Genomic DNA, 15073 nt, shown 5'->3' on the forward strand with positions numbered 1-15073 from the left:
TGCTGTAGGACACTTCATTACATCTGCATGAATATTGCCCCAGAGGCAGCGACGTGCAACACCGCTGTAACCTGCCTCCGGTTAGCTGGTGTCATTTCAAGACTCGTGCGTTTCGGCGCACGCTGACCGACTGACACCGAGGTGCCCATGTACGCTGAGAAAGCCGTTGTTCGCGTGCACCGCGATTTGCAGGTGCACACCTGGTTTTATCCCAATCCCGAGGCCGAATCGACAATCATCTTGGTCAATGGCTCGCTGGCCACCAGTGCCTCCTTTGGCCAGACCTTGCGCTATCTGCAGCCCCTCTTCAATGTAGTGTTGTTCGATCAGCCCTACAGCGGCCATTCCCGCGCGTACAACCGCAATGAGCTGCTGATTGGCAAGGAGGACGAGGCGCTGATTTTGCTGGATCTGATCGAGCACTTTCGCGCCGACCAGGTACTGTCGTTTTCATGGGGTGGGGTCGCCACCATGCTGGCCCTGGCTCAGCGGCCTGAGCGCATAAAACGCGCGGTGATCACCTCATTCTCGCCGATCATCAATCCTGCCATGCAGGATTACCTTGCCCGCGGCAAAGCCTATCTTGCTGCCTGCGACCGGCAGCAGATTGGCAATTTGATCAATGAGACGATTGGCGAGTTCTTGCCCCCGCTGTTCAAGCGCTGCAACTTCCGCCATGTCAGCAGTCTGGATGAACATGAGTACGCCCAGATGCTGCTGCATATCCGTCAGGTGCTGGAGCTTGATAGCAGCCAATACATGAGCTGCGTCAGTAATATCGATATACCGCTACTGTTCGTTAACGGTACTTGGGACAAATACACCAGCGCCGAGGATGCACTGCACTTTGGCACGCTGGCATCACGCGCGGAGTTTGCCCGCATCGCACACACCGGGCATTTCCTGGACCTTGAGCACAAGACGGCCTGGCAAGACACTCGAGCGGCGATTGAGGATTTTGTGCTGCGCGAGATGCGCAATGAGCAGCCTATACCGCAGCGTAAGCTGGCGCTGGCGGGCTGAGATTTGCCGCTACGGCGCAGGACACGCAGTAGCGGCAACAAAAGGGCTGATCAGGGATTCAGCGAATCAAATACCGTGGTTTCCGCCTCGGCAGCCTGAGCGCGCAAACCAATCAACTGCTTGATCTTTCGGTGCGGGAACACATAGAACTGATTGTCTTCGACCGCCTTGAGCGTCTGCTCGGCAATATCGGCCGCCTGAATCTTGCCTTTCTGCACTGCGGCCTTAGTCATCTCTGCGCGTTTCAGCATGATCTCGCTCGGCGCAATCGTATCGGCCTTGTCGGCCGGACGGTTACGCTGCGAATCGGAGATACCGGTAGGGAAGAATGCCGGGCACAGGCAGGTCACACCAACGTTGGCGTTGATATCACGCAGATCCAGCGCCAGCGTCTCGGACAACGCCACCACCGAGTGCTTGGTGACGTTGTAAATCGACATGCTCGGGCCATTCAACCAGCCGGCTGCGGACGCGGTATTGATGACGTGCCCCTCACCCTGCTCGATAAACATAGGGGTGAAGACTTTCACGCCCCAGACCACGCCATACAGATTGACGCCCATGACCCATTCCCAGTCGGCAACGGTGTTTTCCCATGCCGGGCCACCCACACTCACGCCCGCGTTATTGAAGATCAGGTGGGCAGCGCCAAACTCGCTCTTGCACAGATCAGCAAAGGCTTGCACCTGCTCCAGCTTCGAGACGTCCAAACGCATGCTGGCCGCAGAGGTCCCCGGGTGCGCCGCTTCAACCAGGCGCAGAGTTTCCTGCATGCCGGCCTCATCCACATCACCGAGCACCAGCTTCATACCCCGCGCAGCGCAGCACAGCGCGAATTCACGACCCAAACCACTGCCGCCGCCGGTGATAGCTGCCACTTTGCCCTGTAGATTCTGCATGCTCTGCTCCTGTGAACCTGCGCCCGACTTATGCGAGCGACAATGAATTATAAGCTGGATGAATAGAATGCCCCGTTCACCCTGGCCAGACCAGCGCTATCGGTCAGGTTGATTTAGGCCAAGCAGTGCAATTTATAAAGCTCGTCACAGCATGGAACCACAAGACAGAAATCGCCTACCCGGTGCCCGGTTATGACCTATAGTTGGGTCATCATGGTTGCTGGAAAACAACGATGCCCGGACGCCTCTGGTTAGCCCTGCTCCTCACCCTGCCCTTGGCCGCCCATGGCGCGCCGCTGAGGCTGAATACCGATATTTTTCCGCCCTATCAGGTGCAGGAGGGAGATCGCCTGACCGGCAGCTCCATCAAGGCACTGGCCTGCATCTTTAGCGCGATGGATCGCGATTACGAAATCAGAGTGCTGCCTTGGCAGCGCGCCGTCCATGACGTCAGCCTGGGACGAGCCGAAGGCTTCTTTTCCGCCACCCGCATGAACCGCGCCAACGACTTTGCCACCCTCTCTGCGCCGCTGGCGCTGGAAAAATGGTACTGGTACAGCAACACGCCGGTCCGCCCGCCGGCGTTCGGTTCAGGCAGCAAGCTGCGCATCGGCGGGGTGCGCGGCAGCAATCAGGTGGACTGGCTGTTGCAGCATGGGTACGAGGTCGACCCGATGGTGACCACCACGTCGCAATTGCTGCACCTGCTCAAGCGCGGCCGCATCGACGCCTTCCTTGCCGATCAGCAGACCCTGCGCATAGAGCTGACCCAGCAACCGCTGGACCTGCGTCCGCGCAATGCCTACTTTCAGCAATACACCACCCTGGGGGTGTATTTCGCCAACGCACTGCTGGGCCGCGAACCCGGCTTCCTTGAGCAATTCAACCGGCAAGTCTATCAGTGCATACCGGAAATCAGCGTGTTACAGGCCGACGAACGCGAGCGCTTGCAGAAGCTGCACACCACCCTGTTTGCCAACTGGCGGCACGAACCCGTGCTGATCGAGGGCATACTGCAGCAGAACCAAAGGCACGCCAACATCTCGCTGAGTCGTATCCACGAACTGGATCAACAGTGGCAGGCAGAGCAGCAGCAAGCTGACAAACCCCTGATTAGCGGCGTGCTCGGCAGTCCGCTGTCGGCCTGGCTAGCCAGGCAGCAGGCCAGCTACAACGGTCTGGTCAGTGAAATCATGGTCACCGACCAGCACGGACTCAACGTTGCTGCCAGCGAGTTGACCACCGACTACTGGCAAGGCGACGAGGCCAAATTCGCCGAACCCTTTTTCGCCAGTCAGGACCGCCCATTCATGGGGCCATTGAGTTACGATCAATCCACCCAGCGCTATCAGGTACACATCAGTACCGCTATCCGTCGTCCAGGCGGTGATGACGTGATTGGCGTCATGGTGCTGGGGATCGATATTGAGCGCGCGCTGAAAATGGAAAACAGTCTGTTTGACGGAGAAAGCATCCCGCAATGACTTATCAATCACCTGTCCTGAAGGTCATCCCCGCCGCGCTGCTCGTCGCCTGCAGCGCCTGCTCGCCGATACCGGAAAAACCTATCGACAACGGCATGGCACGCATCAACCTGGACGCAGATGTAGGTAACGAGGTAAGGGCGTATCGGCTTGACGGAGAACTGACCAAGAGCATCCGCTTTGGTGATATCAGCCCCGGTGCCCACCAACTGCAGGTGCGCTACCACTTTGAAGTGCCCGGCGGTTCGGCCAGCGGCGGCTTGCTCGAAGGCAACTTCCGAACCTGCATAATGGAAGTCAGCTACGCCAATTTCGAACCCGGCATGCAGTATTTGCTGAAAACCGAGCGACGTGGCTGGAAGCCAGCCGGATGGCTATACGACCAGCAGACACAGCGTAAGATTGCCAACGCCGAAGAGGTACGTTGCGGCCCCGGCATCTAACGTGGCGCTATCCACCCCGCCGAGCGCCACGTCTCCAGCCAAGCCAGCCGGTCCTCTTCTGCGGGTCGATACTCTGCCGCGAGCCAACCTCGATAATCGACGCTATCAAGCGCCCGCAGTGCGGCCTGAAAATCCAGTTCACCGCTACCGGGCGCTCCCCGTCCAGGCACATCCGCAAACTGCACGTGCCCAATCTGCCCGGCCAGTTGCTGTACGCTCTGGGCTATTGGCTCACCCATCCGCGCCATATGGTAGAGATCCAGCTGGGCTGACAGATTGGGATGCGCCACCCGCGCCAACATGGCCGCCAACTCAGCGGAGCTGGCCAGCAGAAATCGCGGCATGTCCAGGCGGTTGATCGCTTCGCACACCACCGCCACGCCCAGGTTCGCGAAGGCGTCAGCCGCCAAACGCAGATTATGCTCCAGCGTATCGAGCGCCTGCGCCTCGCTCACGCCCGGGGCTAGCTTACCCGGCAGTACATTTACCTTCTCGGGCTGCGCTACCTCAGCGTAATTCAGCGCCTGCTGCAGTGCCTCCGCGAAGTCGGCCTCGCGGCCGGGTACGCCGGCCAATCCGTTGCCACCCTCCATCAAGTCGCCCGCTGGCAAGTTGAACAGCACCAGCGGCATGGCCTGCCGCTGCAGCTCTGCCTGCAGGTCCGTGGCCGCCAGCGCATAAGGAAACTGTACTTCCACACCGTCAAAACCGGCTTGAGCTGCTGCGACGATCCGCTCTGACAGCGGCCGCTCGGCAAACAGCAGTGACAGGTTAGCGGCAAGTTTCCTTCGCATGGCAGAGGTTCCGGTAGGTGAGAAGGCCAACAGTGTAATCCACTGAGTCGCAAACCTGCAGGACCTAGGGGCTTCGCCTGCGCGGGCTTTTTCTTTACACTTGCCGCCACGCCCTGCTCTGCCACGACAGCTGAGTCGGAGTCTTCCGCTATTGAACCGGAGCAAAACATGTCGATGATCAAACGCCCCCTGGCTGCGCTGGCAGGCCTGTGCCTGTCTGCCGTGACCCTGCTTTCCACTCCTGCATGGGCAGAAACTGCCACCCTGCGCGTGTCGGCCATCCCCGATGAGGCGCCCACCGAACTGATGCGCAAGTTCGAGCCGCTGGGTAAATACCTGGAAGCCGAGCTGGGCATGCCGGTGACCTTTCAACCGGTTTCCGACTATGCCGGTGTGGTGGAAGCCCTGGGTGCCAAGCGTCTTGACCTCGCTTGGTTGGGCGGCTTCACCTTCGTTCAGGCCAAGCTGCGCACCGGCGATGCCGTTCCGCTGGTACAACGCGAGCAGGATGAGGTCTTTACCAGCACCTTCATTACCGCCGACCCCGACGTAAAGGCCCACGCCGACCTCAAAGGCAAGAGCTTCGCCTTTGGTTCGGTATCCTCCACTTCGGGTCACCTGATGCCACGCTACTTCCTGCAGCAGGACGGTATTGATCCTGACACCTTCTTCAGCCGGGTCGGATTTTCCGGCGCGCACGACGCTACTGTTGCCTGGGTTGAGTCCGGCAAGGTCGACGCTGGCGTACTGAACTCCTCAGTGTGGGAAAAGCTGCTTGAGCAAGACAAGATAAACACCGACAAGGTACGCGTGTACGCCGTAACCCCCACCTACTACGACTATAACTGGACCGTACGTGGTGACCTCGACCCGGCTCTGGTCGAGAAGATCAAAGCCGCATTCCTGGCCCTCGACCCGGCCAATCCGGAACACAAGGCGATCCTCGACCTGCAGCGCGCCTCGCGTTTTGTGCCCACCAAGGCGGAAAACTACCAAGGTATCGAAGAAGCTGCGCGCGCTGCCGGCTTGCTTGAGTGAGTATCAGCCTGAACGGGGTGGGTTACTCCCACCCCAACGGGATGCTGGCCCTGCGCGACATCAACCTGCGCATCGAGGCGAACGAACAGGTCGCCATCATTGGCTCCTCCGGTGCCGGCAAAACCACACTGCTGAAGCTGCTGGCCACCAGTCTGATGCCCTCCAGTGGCAAGCTGGAACTACTGCAACAGCATCCCGCTCGCCTGCGCGCTGGCGCATTGCGACAGCTGCGTAGCCGTATTGGCCTGATTCATCAAAGTCCACCGCTGCCGCCGCGGCAGCGCGTGGTTACCGCTGTACTGGCAGGTCGGCTTGGCCAATGGTCGCTGGCCCGCGCCTGTCTCTCATTGTGCTACCCCTGTGATATCGATGGCGCTCGTGACGAGCTGAACCGGCTGGATCTAGCGGACAAACTGTTTGATCGTTGCGACCAGCTCTCCGGTGGCCAGCAACAACGTGTGGGCATTGCCCGCGTCCTTTACCAGCAACCGCAACTGATGCTGGCCGACGAACCGGTGTCAGCGATGGACCCGGTACTCGCAGAACACACTCTCAGCACCCTTGGCAACATAGCCCGCGAGCGGCAGATTCCGCTGGTCGCCAGCCTGCACGCGGTAGAACTCGCACTACGTCATTTCCCCCGCGTGATTGGCCTGCGCGCCGGTGAAGTGCTGTTCGACAAGGCGGCCAAAGCCGTGAGCCAGCAGGATCTGGATGACCTCTACGTCAATACCGGCCTGAACCAGCCGACTCGGCAAACCGCTTCAGCCTTGACGCAGCCCCTGCGCAACCCATGTCTCTAGCTGCACAAAGCCAGCGCTGGCAGGACCCGGCGGCCACACCACGGGTACTTCTGACCCTGGCGATATTGCTGCTGCTCTGGCCCGGCCTGCAGCTCACCGAGTTTCGGCCGCAGATACTGTTCGATGCGCAAAACCGCGAGGTGATGGGACGCTTTCTCGCTGGCTTCTGGCCGCCAGAGGTCGGCAGCGAGTTCCTTCGTCTACTCGGCCGCGCGACGCTGGAGACCCTGGCCATGGCCACCGCCGGCCTAGCCTTGGCTCTGTTGCTGGCAGTACCGCTTAGCCTGATTGCCACCCGCGCGCTGTCAATTTCGACGCTGCTCAACGGCAGGTCACGCGGTGCAGGTCGCTTACTGCGCTATCCGGTGCGCGTCATATTGGTGGTACTGCGCAGCATCCCTGAGATTGTCTGGGCGCTGCTGTTCGTGCGCGCTGTTGGTCTGGGCCCCACAGCCGGGGTCTTCGCTATCGCCATCACCTACAGCGGCATGCTCGGCAAGGTGTACGCCGAAATCTACGAATCCGTCGATGCCCAGCCTACCTGCGCACTACTGCAAAGCGGGAGCTCAAGGTTGTCTGCGTTTTTCTATGCGGTACTTCCCAATGCCGCCCAGGAGCTGACCTCCTATACGCTGTATCGGTGGGAGTGCGCAGTGCGTGCCTCGGTCATCATGGGCTTTGTCGGCGCTGGAGGCCTGGGGCAGATGATCGACCTGTCCATTCGCATGTTTGCCGGCGGTGAAGTGGTCAGCATTCTGCTGACGTTCCTTTTGCTGGTGCTGCTCGCCGACCAGATCAGCCTGCAGCTACGCCGGAGACTGGCATGAGACCCGGCATCAGCGCGGCTCTCTGGCTGCTGGCGATCACGGCTACCGTGGTGGCCTCCTTCGCCTACCTGCAGCTGGATTTCGGCAGCTTGCTCCAAGCCGACAGCCGCGCACAGATGCTGGACTACGCCGGCTCATTTTTCCCACCCAACACCTCGCCGACCTGGCTGGCCAAGCTGTGGCAGGGCGCGCTGGAAACCCTGGCGATCTCCGCCATCGGCACCCTGCTCGCCGCGCTCTTTGGCGCCGCATTGAGCCTGCTGGCTGCCGGGCGACTGGGCGCCATCGCCAAGTCGACCTGCCGCCTGCTGCTCAACGCACTGCGCTCGGTGCCGGAGCTGGTCTGGGCGGCGCTGATGGTCCTCGCCGCCGGTCTCGGCCCCTTTGCCGGCACTCTGGCCATCGCTCTGCACACCACAGGAGTATTGGGGCGACTGTTTGCCGAAGCGCTGGAAAACACGCCCCCAGAACCGGCCAACGCGCTGCGTGAAGCTGGCGCCTCAGCCACGACGGCCTTTCTTTATGGCACCCTGCCCGGGGTGATTCCACAGTGGTTGGCGTACAGCTTGTACCGCTGGGAAAACAACATCCGCATGGCTGCTGTACTCGGTTTTGTCGGTGCCGGCGGCCTGGGGCAGATGCTGCACGTCACGCTTAGCCTGTTTCAGCAGTCCAAGGCGATGAGTGTGATTCTGGCCATGTTGGCCATGGTGTTGCTGGTCGACGCGTTGAGTGGGTGGTTGCGAGCACGTTTAGCCTAAGCGGTCGAGGGGCGCGCGGATCAATACCGGCGCCAGCAAACGCCTCGAACCCGCCGCCAGCGGGTCAAAAGAACTAGCGGCTTTCCCGTTCCTGCACCAATACCCAAGGTCTGATTACCACCGCCCAAAGCGTAGCCGGCTCGCGCTCCGCCCAGTCACCCGCCTGCGCATCGGTCGCCACCTGCAACTGTTTGTTATCCATCCAGGCTTTGATCTGCTCACTGTCATCTTCCATCATCGCCGCTGCGGCTTGCACCAAGTCCAACTCGGGGGCAACGGTCAGCAAATCGCCACGGGCAAAGTGCGGCTCCAGGGTTTTCCATTCAATGTTGCCAGTGGCGCCAAGAATCGCCGCGTAGGCTTCATCAGACAGGGTCATCGCTCAGGTCCTTCCTTCTATATAAAAGGGTTGCATGGTAGCCAGCTGCCGCTGACATGCAAGAAATCGTCGGCAATGTCGCCAAAAACGGCCTATTCTTTCAATTGGTATGTCGCCATACAGACACAATATTGCAGTTAACGGACATTGGCTGACAAATCGACAGCCGTTGATTCCCTGTACCGTTGGCGGTTGCTAAACTGCGCCGGTACAGTTCCGATCCGGCTGTGTATCCAAAAAAACAAGCAGGAACAAGCCAAGACTACTTCGGCATAACAACACAAGTGAGCAGATGATATGAAAATGGCACACAAGAAAGCACTTTCCCAGATTATCGCCGCCGCTGCGCTGGTTGGCGTCAGCGGTTATTCGCTGGCTGCAGATACCATCAAGATCGCGCTGGCTGGCCCGGTTACCGGTCCGGTAGCGCAGTATGGCGATATGCAGTTCATTGGTGCCAAAATGGCCATCGAGCAAATCAACAAGGCTGGCGGCGTCAACGGCAGCCAACTTGAGGGCGTCGTATTCGATGATGCTTGCGATCCTAAGCAGGCAGTAGCGGTTGCCAACCGGATCGTCAACGACGGCATTAGCTATGTAGTGGGCCACCTCTGCTCCAGCTCCACCCAGCCTGCCTCTGACATTTATGAAGATGAAGGCATTCTGATGGTGACCGCCGCTTCCACCAGCCCGGAAATCACCGAGCGCGGTTATCAGCTGGTATTCCGCACCATCGGCCTGGACAGCCTGCAGGGTCCAACCGCAGGCAAGTACATTGCCGAGCAGATCAAGCCGAAGAAAGTCGCGGTTATCCATGATAAGCAACAGTATGGCGAAGGTATCGCCACTGCCGTGCGCGATGTACTGACCGAAGCCGGTATCGAAGTACCCCTGTTTGAGGGCATCACCGCCGGTGACAAGGACTTCTCTGCGCTGATCGCCAAGCTGCGTCAGGCCGGTGTCGACTTCGTCTACTACGGTGGCTACCACCCCGAGCTGGGCCTGATCCTGCGTCAGGCCTCCGAACAGGGACTGGACGTTCGCTTCATGGGTCCTGAAGGTGTGGGCAACACCGATATCTCTGCGATTGCCGGCGAAGCCTCTGAGGGGCTGCTGGTTACCCTGCCTAAGGCCTTCGACGAAGATCCCAAGAACGCCGACCTGGTAGAAGCCTTCAAAGCCAAGAACGAAGACCCCTCCGGCCCATTCGTCTTCCCGGCCTACGCCGCAGTGCAGGTTATCGCAGACGGCATCAAGCTGGCCAAGAGCACCGATACCGAGGCCGTCGCTGCCGCACTGCGCGCCAACAGCTTCGACACCCCCACCGGCACCCTGGCTTTTGATGAAAAAGGCGACCTGAAAGACTTCAACTTTGTGGTCTACGAATGGCACGCTGACGCCAGCAAAACCGCACTGACCGAGTAAGTGAACTGACTCCGGGCCTGTCCAACTCTAGTTGGCAGGCCCGGTTTTTTTGTTGATGCCCGTCTTTGCGGACCAGCATTGCTCCCCTTGTATTTTCGGTGTCATGGCTATGCCAGAGTCCCTTTACTATTTCATTCAACAGCTGTTGAACGGCCTGACCGTCGGCAGTACCTATGCCCTGATTGCCATTGGCTACACCATGGTGTACGGCATTATCGGCATGATCAACTTCGCCCACGGCGAGATTTATATGATCGGCAGCTACATCGCCTTTATCGTCATTGCCGCCCTGGCAATGTTCGGCATCGAGTCGGTACCGCTGCTGATCTTCGCGGCGTTCATCATCAGCATGCTGGTGACCAGCGCCTACGGCTACAGCATCGAGCGTGTGGCCTACCGCCCGCTGCGTGGCGGCAACCGCCTGATTCCGCTGATTTCAGCCATCGGCATGTCTATCTTCCTGCAAAATCTGGTGCGCCTTGCCCAGGGCTCGCGCGACATCGCCATGCCCAGCCTGATCACCGGCGGCATCGACATTGGCCCGCAGGATGCTTTCCACGCCAGCCTGTCATACATGCAAATGATCATTTTCGGGGTAACCCTGGTCAGCATGGTGCTATTGACCCTGTTCATTTCGCGCTCACGCATGGGCCGCGCCTGCCGCGCCTGCGCAGAAGATCTGAAAATGACCAACCTGCTGGGCATCAATACCAACGGCATCATCGCCCTGACCTTTGTGATAGGCGCCGCGCTGGCCGCCGTCGCCGGCGTGCTACTGAGCATGTACTACGGTGTGATCAATCCCTACATCGGCTTCATGGCTGGCCTCAAGGCCTTCACCGCAGCGGTACTTGGCGGTATCGGCAGCATCCCCGGCGCGGTGCTCGGCGGTCTGTTGCTCGGTGTTACCGAGGCGATTACCGCCGGCTACTTCAGCACTGAATACAAGGACGTAGTGGCCTTTGCTCTGCTGATCCTGATCCTGCTGTTCCGCCCGAGTGGCATTCTTGGTCGCCCGGAGGTGGAAAAAGTATGATGCGTGCCAATTTGAAACCGGCGGTCATTTCCGCCGTGGTAGTAGTGGTGCTTACCGCCTTGCTGATGGGTGTGCGCCTGAATCAGGACGGCACCAACCTGTCACTGGTCGGCGCGGGCCCCGATGTGTACTGGAAAATCGCCGCAGCAGCGGTCTTCATGTTTTTCTATAATCTGTTCCGCGATCACCTGGCTGCCCTGTGGAAGGCCATGCCTGGCATGCCAAAAACCCCAACGCAGTTGGTCGAAGTCAGCAAGAAGCCCGCCCTGCGTCGCTTGTTCTGGTGCTTTCTGATCGCCCTCGCGATTATCTGGCCGTTTATCTCCAATCGCGGCGGTACCGACTTGGCCACTCTGGTGCTGATCTACGTGATGCTGGGCCTGGGTCTGAACATCGTGGTGGGCCTGGCCGGCCTGCTCGACCTGGGTTACGTGGGCTTCTACGCTGTGGGCGCCTATGGCTACGCCCTGCTGGCGATGTATTTTGATATTGGCTTCTGGACCGGCCTGATCGCCGCTGGCGCCCTGGCCGCGCTGTTCGGCTTTTTACTGGGCTTTCCAGTACTGCGTCTGCGCGGAGACTATCTGGCCATCGTGACGCTGGGCTTTGGCGAGATCATTCGCATTCTGCTCAACAACATGACCTGGCTGACCAACGGCCCGAACGGTATCGGCGGCATTCCCAAGCCCACGCTGTTCGGCCTGGAATTCAGCCGGCGCGCCAGTGAGGGCATGCAAAGCTTCCACGAATTCGTGGGTATCGACTACAGCTCCGAGCACCGTGTGATCTTCCTCTATCTGCTCGCCCTACTGCTGGTACTGATCACCCTGTTTGTGATCAATCGCCTGCTGCGCATGCCGATTGGCCGCGCCTGGGAAGCACTGCGCGAAGACGAGATCGCCTGCCGCGCACTGGGTATCAACCCGACCGCCGTAAAGCTGGGTGCCTTCACCATTGGCGCCAGCTTTGCCGGTTTCGCCGGCTGCTTCTTTGCCGCGCGCCAGGGCTTTATCAGCCCTGAATCCTTCACCTTTATCGAGTCTGCCATCATCCTCGCCATTGTGGTGCTGGGTGGCATGGGGTCACAGATCGGCGTCATTCTGGCCGCCATCATTATGACCATCCTGCCGGAGATGGCCCGCGAGTTTAACGAGTACCGCATGCTGCTGTTTGGTTTGATGATGGTCCTGATGATGATCTGGCGTCCGCAAGGGCTGCTGCCGATGAACCGCCCGCATCTGGAGTTGCGCACATGAGCCGCCCGTTACTCGAAGTGTCCGGGCTGACCATGCGCTTTGGCGGCCTGCTGGCCGTCGACGGCGTGGAACTGAGTGTGCAACCCGGCCAGATCGTCTCCATGATCGGCCCCAATGGCGCCGGTAAAACCACCGTATTCAACTGCCTGACCGGTTTTTACAAGCCAAGTGGCGGCAAGATCGTCTTTGATGGTCAGGAAATTCAGGGCTTGCCCGGCTTCCGTGTGGCGCGGCGCGGCATGATCCGCACCTTCCAGCACGTGCGGCTGTTCAAGGAGATGACCGTAGTAGAAAACCTGCTGGTAGCACAGCACCAGCACATGAACACCAGCATGCTGGCGGGGCTGTTCAAGACCCCAGGCTACCGGCGCAGCGAACGCGAAGCCATGGAGCGCGCGGCCTACTGGCTGGAGCGGGTCGACCTGCACCAGTTTGCCAATCGCCCGGCCAACACCCTGGCGTACGGTCAGCAACGCCGCTTGGAGATTGCCCGCTGCATGGTGACCCAGCCCAAGCTGCTGATGCTGGACGAGCCTGCCGCCGGCCTCAACCCGCGGGAAACCGATGACCTGAAGGCGCTGATCGCAGAGCTGCGCGACAACCACCAGCTCACCGTGCTGCTGATCGAACACGACATGAAACTGGTGATGAGCATCTCCGATCAGATTGTGGTGATCAATCAGGGCCGTCCATTGGCCGCCGGTACGCCGGATGAGATCAAGCAGAATCCAGACGTCATCAAAGCCTACCTGGGTGAAACCTGAGGGATTGCAAGCCATGCTGTACATGAAGAACGTATCGACCCACTACGGGAAGATTCAGGCGCTGCACGAGGTGAACCTGGAGGTTCAACGCGGCGAGATCGTTACCCTGATTGGCGCCAACGGCGCCGGCAAGACTACCCTGCTGATGACCCTGTGCGGCGATCCCCGCACCACCACCGGCAGCATTCGCTACGAAGGCGATGAGCTGACCGGCCTCACCACCGCTGAAATCATGCGCAAGGATATCGCCATCGTGCCAGAAGGCCGCCGCGTGTTCTCGCGCTTGACCGTAGAAGAGAATCTCAGCATGGGCGGTTTTTTTACCGCCAAGGAACAGCTGCAGGAGCAGCTGGACACCACGCTGACTTTGTTCCCGCGCCTCAAGGAACGCTATCAGCAACGTGCCGGCACCATGTCGGGCGGTGAGCAACAGATGCTGGCGATTGGTCGTGCCCTGATGAGCAAGCCTCGCCTGCTGCTGCTGGATGAGCCTTCACTGGGGCTGGCACCCATCATCATTCAGCAGATTTTCGACATCATCGAACAGTTGCGCCAACAGGGTGTGACCATTTTTCTGGTCGAACAGAACGCCAATCAGGCACTCAAGCTGGCCGATCGCGGTTACGTGATGGAACACGGCCACATTGTCATGCAGGACAGCGGCGACGCGCTGCTGGCCAATCCCGACGTTCGCAAGGCTTACCTCGGCGGTTAACGCGCCAGCTGTCAGGGCGTCGTCTGACGCCCCTGATAGCCACAGCCACTGCGGCGCTCGCCATTGACCAGTAACACCGAATGCATGTGGAAGTAATCCCCCGTCACCACGTCCTGACAGTCCTGCGGATACAGCCACAGCTCCAGATCGCCGCTCAAACTGCGTGCGTTCAGCGAGCCGTCCGGCAACTGCTCAGTCACCACTGACGCCGGCGCAAAGGTCCGCTCGGCATCACTGTGCGCCAAACCATTGGCAGCAAGCACCGCGCGCCAGGCAGGCTGATACTGCAGCGCAACCCACTGCGCGCCATTGGCGCTGTTGTCCGCGCAGCCCCGGCCCTGCGATTGCATCCGCAACACTTTAGTTGGCTGTACGCGCCCGGCACTGTCGGTTCGGCCGCGCAGATCCACAAATATAGCCGTCTGACCCGGTTGTGCCGCCTGCGCGAAAATGGCCTCCAGCTCGGCATTGTCGATCACCGGTTGCGCCGCATCTGCACCGCACTGGCGCAATGTAAAGCCCGCGGAGTTTTGCTCCAGCAGACCGCTCATGCGCTGCTCTGGACCACTCCAGCTGTTGCGCAACAGGCTACAGCCGGAGACCAGCAACACCATTGCAATCAGAGTGATGCGCGTGCTTTTTAGTGTAAAAGCTCTCAATCTGTGAACTCCATTGCGTAAAAATTGAATATGCCGCCAAAATCATGACATACGGCAGATCACAAATGCGATTGGCAATGGTACTCTGTGCCACATTCGCCCGCATGCGATTCATTTTAGCGGGCTTGGTTCCCGAACATCGCTTTGTTGGATAACACTGTTGGAAGCACAATAATGAAGAAGATTTCTGCCGTCATACTCAGCACTATCGCATTGACCATTAGCGCTTGCTCAACCAACAAACCTGCACCACCACCGCCACCACCGGAAGCCACTCCCTGGGCGCAGCAACATATGGCGGAACTGACTGCAATAGCACTCGAAGAGCGCTATGAAATCCAAAATAACGGTGAGCAGATCCGTCTGATCATCCCGGTAAAAGACAACTTCCATCCCAAGCGTACACTACTGCTGCCATCCGGCCTGGTGCCGCTGTCACGTGTCGCCAAGGTGCTGCGCACTGCAACCGACAGCAACATCGCGGTGGTCGGCTTCAGCGATGACGTAGGCGCAGATGACGTCAACCAGCAACTCAGCCTGGAGCGCGCCGAAGCAGTCGCCAGCGTTCTGCAGCTGGGCGGTGTACGCCGCACAAACATGCAGCTCAAGAGCCTGGGCGAAGACCAGCCACGTGCCGACAACAGCACTGCAGAAGGGCGCGACCTGAACCGCCGGGTAGAAATCGAAATTACCCCGCGCAGCCCGCTCTCCAGTCTCGCACTGGCACCCTGAGCCGGAAACCCCAGCAACGGACAAACCCGTTGCTG

The 15073-nt window shown here is 59.7% G+C and carries 17 protein-coding genes; 13 read left to right on the forward strand and 4 right to left on the reverse strand.

Annotation, left to right across the window (positions count from 1 at the left end; all coding sequences use genetic code 11):
- Nucleotides 1-147: 147 nt before the first annotated feature.
- Entirely contained in the window at nt 148-1023 is an 876-nt protein-coding gene (locus tag V7747_RS14150) for an alpha/beta fold hydrolase (RefSeq protein WP_335616664.1), read from the forward strand.
- Between the two features lie 50 nt (nt 1024-1073).
- Here the strand turns inward: V7747_RS14150 and V7747_RS14155 are convergent, their stop codons facing one another.
- A complete protein-coding gene (locus V7747_RS14155) occupies nt 1074-1922 on the reverse strand; it encodes an SDR family NAD(P)-dependent oxidoreductase (protein ID WP_335616665.1) in 849 nt (282 codons plus the stop codon).
- A gap of 233 nt (nt 1923-2155) precedes the next feature.
- Between V7747_RS14155 and V7747_RS14160 the strand changes: the two genes are divergently transcribed.
- Together V7747_RS14160 and V7747_RS14165 are read left to right on the forward strand one after the other, a co-directional pair.
- Nucleotides 2156-3406, forward strand: a complete 1251-nt coding sequence (locus tag V7747_RS14160; protein WP_335616666.1) for a transporter substrate-binding domain-containing protein — start codon at nt 2156-2158, stop codon at nt 3404-3406.
- A complete protein-coding gene (locus V7747_RS14165) occupies nt 3403-3849 on the forward strand; it encodes a PA0061/PA0062 family lipoprotein (protein WP_335616667.1) in 447 nt (148 codons plus the stop codon). Before V7747_RS14160 ends, V7747_RS14165 begins: the two co-directional genes overlap by 4 nt.
- Here V7747_RS14165 and V7747_RS14170 read toward each other — a convergent pair.
- The gene (locus V7747_RS14170; RefSeq protein WP_335616668.1) at nt 3846-4643 is read right to left on the reverse strand and encodes a hydroxypyruvate isomerase family protein; all 798 of its coding nucleotides are present in this window, start codon (nt 4641-4643) and stop codon (nt 3846-3848) included. The two genes, V7747_RS14165 and V7747_RS14170, sit on opposite strands and share 4 nt — an antisense overlap.
- Nucleotides 4644-4817: 174 nt before the next feature.
- Here V7747_RS14170 and V7747_RS14175 point away from each other — a divergent pair, with 174 nt between their 5' ends.
- From V7747_RS14175 to phnE, 4 genes are read left to right on the forward strand one after another with little or no spacing between them, the layout of a single operon-like run.
- Nucleotides 4818-5681: a putative selenate ABC transporter substrate-binding protein gene (locus V7747_RS14175; protein WP_335616727.1), complete on the forward strand. Its 864-nt coding sequence runs from the start codon at nt 4818-4820 to the stop codon at nt 5679-5681.
- Nucleotides 5678-6484: a phosphonate ABC transporter ATP-binding protein gene (locus V7747_RS14180; RefSeq protein WP_335616669.1), complete on the forward strand. Its 807-nt coding sequence runs from the start codon at nt 5678-5680 to the stop codon at nt 6482-6484. The genes V7747_RS14175 and V7747_RS14180 overlap by 4 nt, the downstream gene beginning before the upstream one ends.
- Nucleotides 6475-7311: a PhnE/PtxC family ABC transporter permease gene (locus V7747_RS14185; RefSeq protein WP_335616670.1), complete on the forward strand. Its 837-nt coding sequence runs from the start codon at nt 6475-6477 to the stop codon at nt 7309-7311. The genes V7747_RS14180 and V7747_RS14185 overlap by 10 nt, the downstream gene beginning before the upstream one ends.
- Nucleotides 7308-8072: a phosphonate ABC transporter, permease protein PhnE gene (gene phnE / locus V7747_RS14190; protein WP_335616671.1), complete on the forward strand. Its 765-nt coding sequence runs from the start codon at nt 7308-7310 to the stop codon at nt 8070-8072. The genes V7747_RS14185 and phnE overlap by 4 nt, the downstream gene beginning before the upstream one ends.
- 73 nt (nt 8073-8145) lie before the next feature.
- On the opposite strand, the gene V7747_RS14195 is transcribed toward phnE, so the two are convergent.
- Complete coding sequence (locus tag V7747_RS14195; protein WP_335616672.1) at nt 8146-8451, reverse strand: DUF2288 domain-containing protein; 306 nt, start codon at nt 8449-8451, stop codon at nt 8146-8148.
- Between the two features lie 297 nt (nt 8452-8748).
- On the opposite strand from V7747_RS14195, the gene V7747_RS14200 reads away from it, so the two are divergent.
- From V7747_RS14200 to V7747_RS14220, 5 genes are all read left to right on the forward strand, one after another.
- A complete protein-coding gene (locus tag V7747_RS14200; RefSeq protein ID WP_442909263.1) occupies nt 8749-9876 on the forward strand; it encodes a branched-chain amino acid ABC transporter substrate-binding protein in 1128 nt (375 codons plus the stop codon).
- 109 nt (nt 9877-9985) lie between these two features.
- Complete coding sequence (gene livH, locus V7747_RS14205) at nt 9986-10912, forward strand: high-affinity branched-chain amino acid ABC transporter permease LivH (RefSeq protein ID WP_335616673.1); 927 nt, start codon at nt 9986-9988, stop codon at nt 10910-10912.
- On the forward strand, nt 10912-12168 hold the full coding sequence (locus V7747_RS14210) for a high-affinity branched-chain amino acid ABC transporter permease LivM (protein ID WP_335616729.1): 1257 nt from the start codon (nt 10912-10914) through the stop codon (nt 12166-12168). The genes livH and V7747_RS14210 overlap by 1 nt, the downstream gene beginning before the upstream one ends.
- Entirely contained in the window at nt 12165-12932 is a 768-nt protein-coding gene (gene livG / locus V7747_RS14215) for a high-affinity branched-chain amino acid ABC transporter ATP-binding protein LivG (RefSeq protein WP_335616674.1), read from the forward strand. The genes V7747_RS14210 and livG overlap by 4 nt, the downstream gene beginning before the upstream one ends.
- 13 nt (nt 12933-12945) lie before the next feature.
- Nucleotides 12946-13647, forward strand: a complete 702-nt coding sequence (locus tag V7747_RS14220) for an ATP-binding cassette domain-containing protein (protein ID WP_335616675.1) — start codon at nt 12946-12948, stop codon at nt 13645-13647.
- An 11-nt stretch (nt 13648-13658) separates the two neighbouring features.
- Here the strand turns inward: V7747_RS14220 and V7747_RS14225 are convergent, their stop codons facing one another.
- Nucleotides 13659-14306 carry a hypothetical protein gene (locus V7747_RS14225; protein ID WP_335616676.1) on the reverse strand — a complete coding sequence of 216 codons (648 nt, stop codon included), beginning with the start codon at nt 14304-14306 and terminating at the stop codon, nt 13659-13661.
- A gap of 174 nt (nt 14307-14480) precedes the next feature.
- Between V7747_RS14225 and V7747_RS14230 the strand changes: the two genes are divergently transcribed.
- Entirely contained in the window at nt 14481-15038 is a 558-nt protein-coding gene (locus V7747_RS14230; RefSeq protein ID WP_335616677.1) for an OmpA family protein, read from the forward strand.
- Nucleotides 15039-15073: the final 35 nt, after the last annotated feature.

Source organism: Halopseudomonas sp. (assembly GCF_036960865.1).
GTDB lineage: Bacteria > Pseudomonadota > Gammaproteobacteria > Pseudomonadales > Pseudomonadaceae > Halopseudomonas.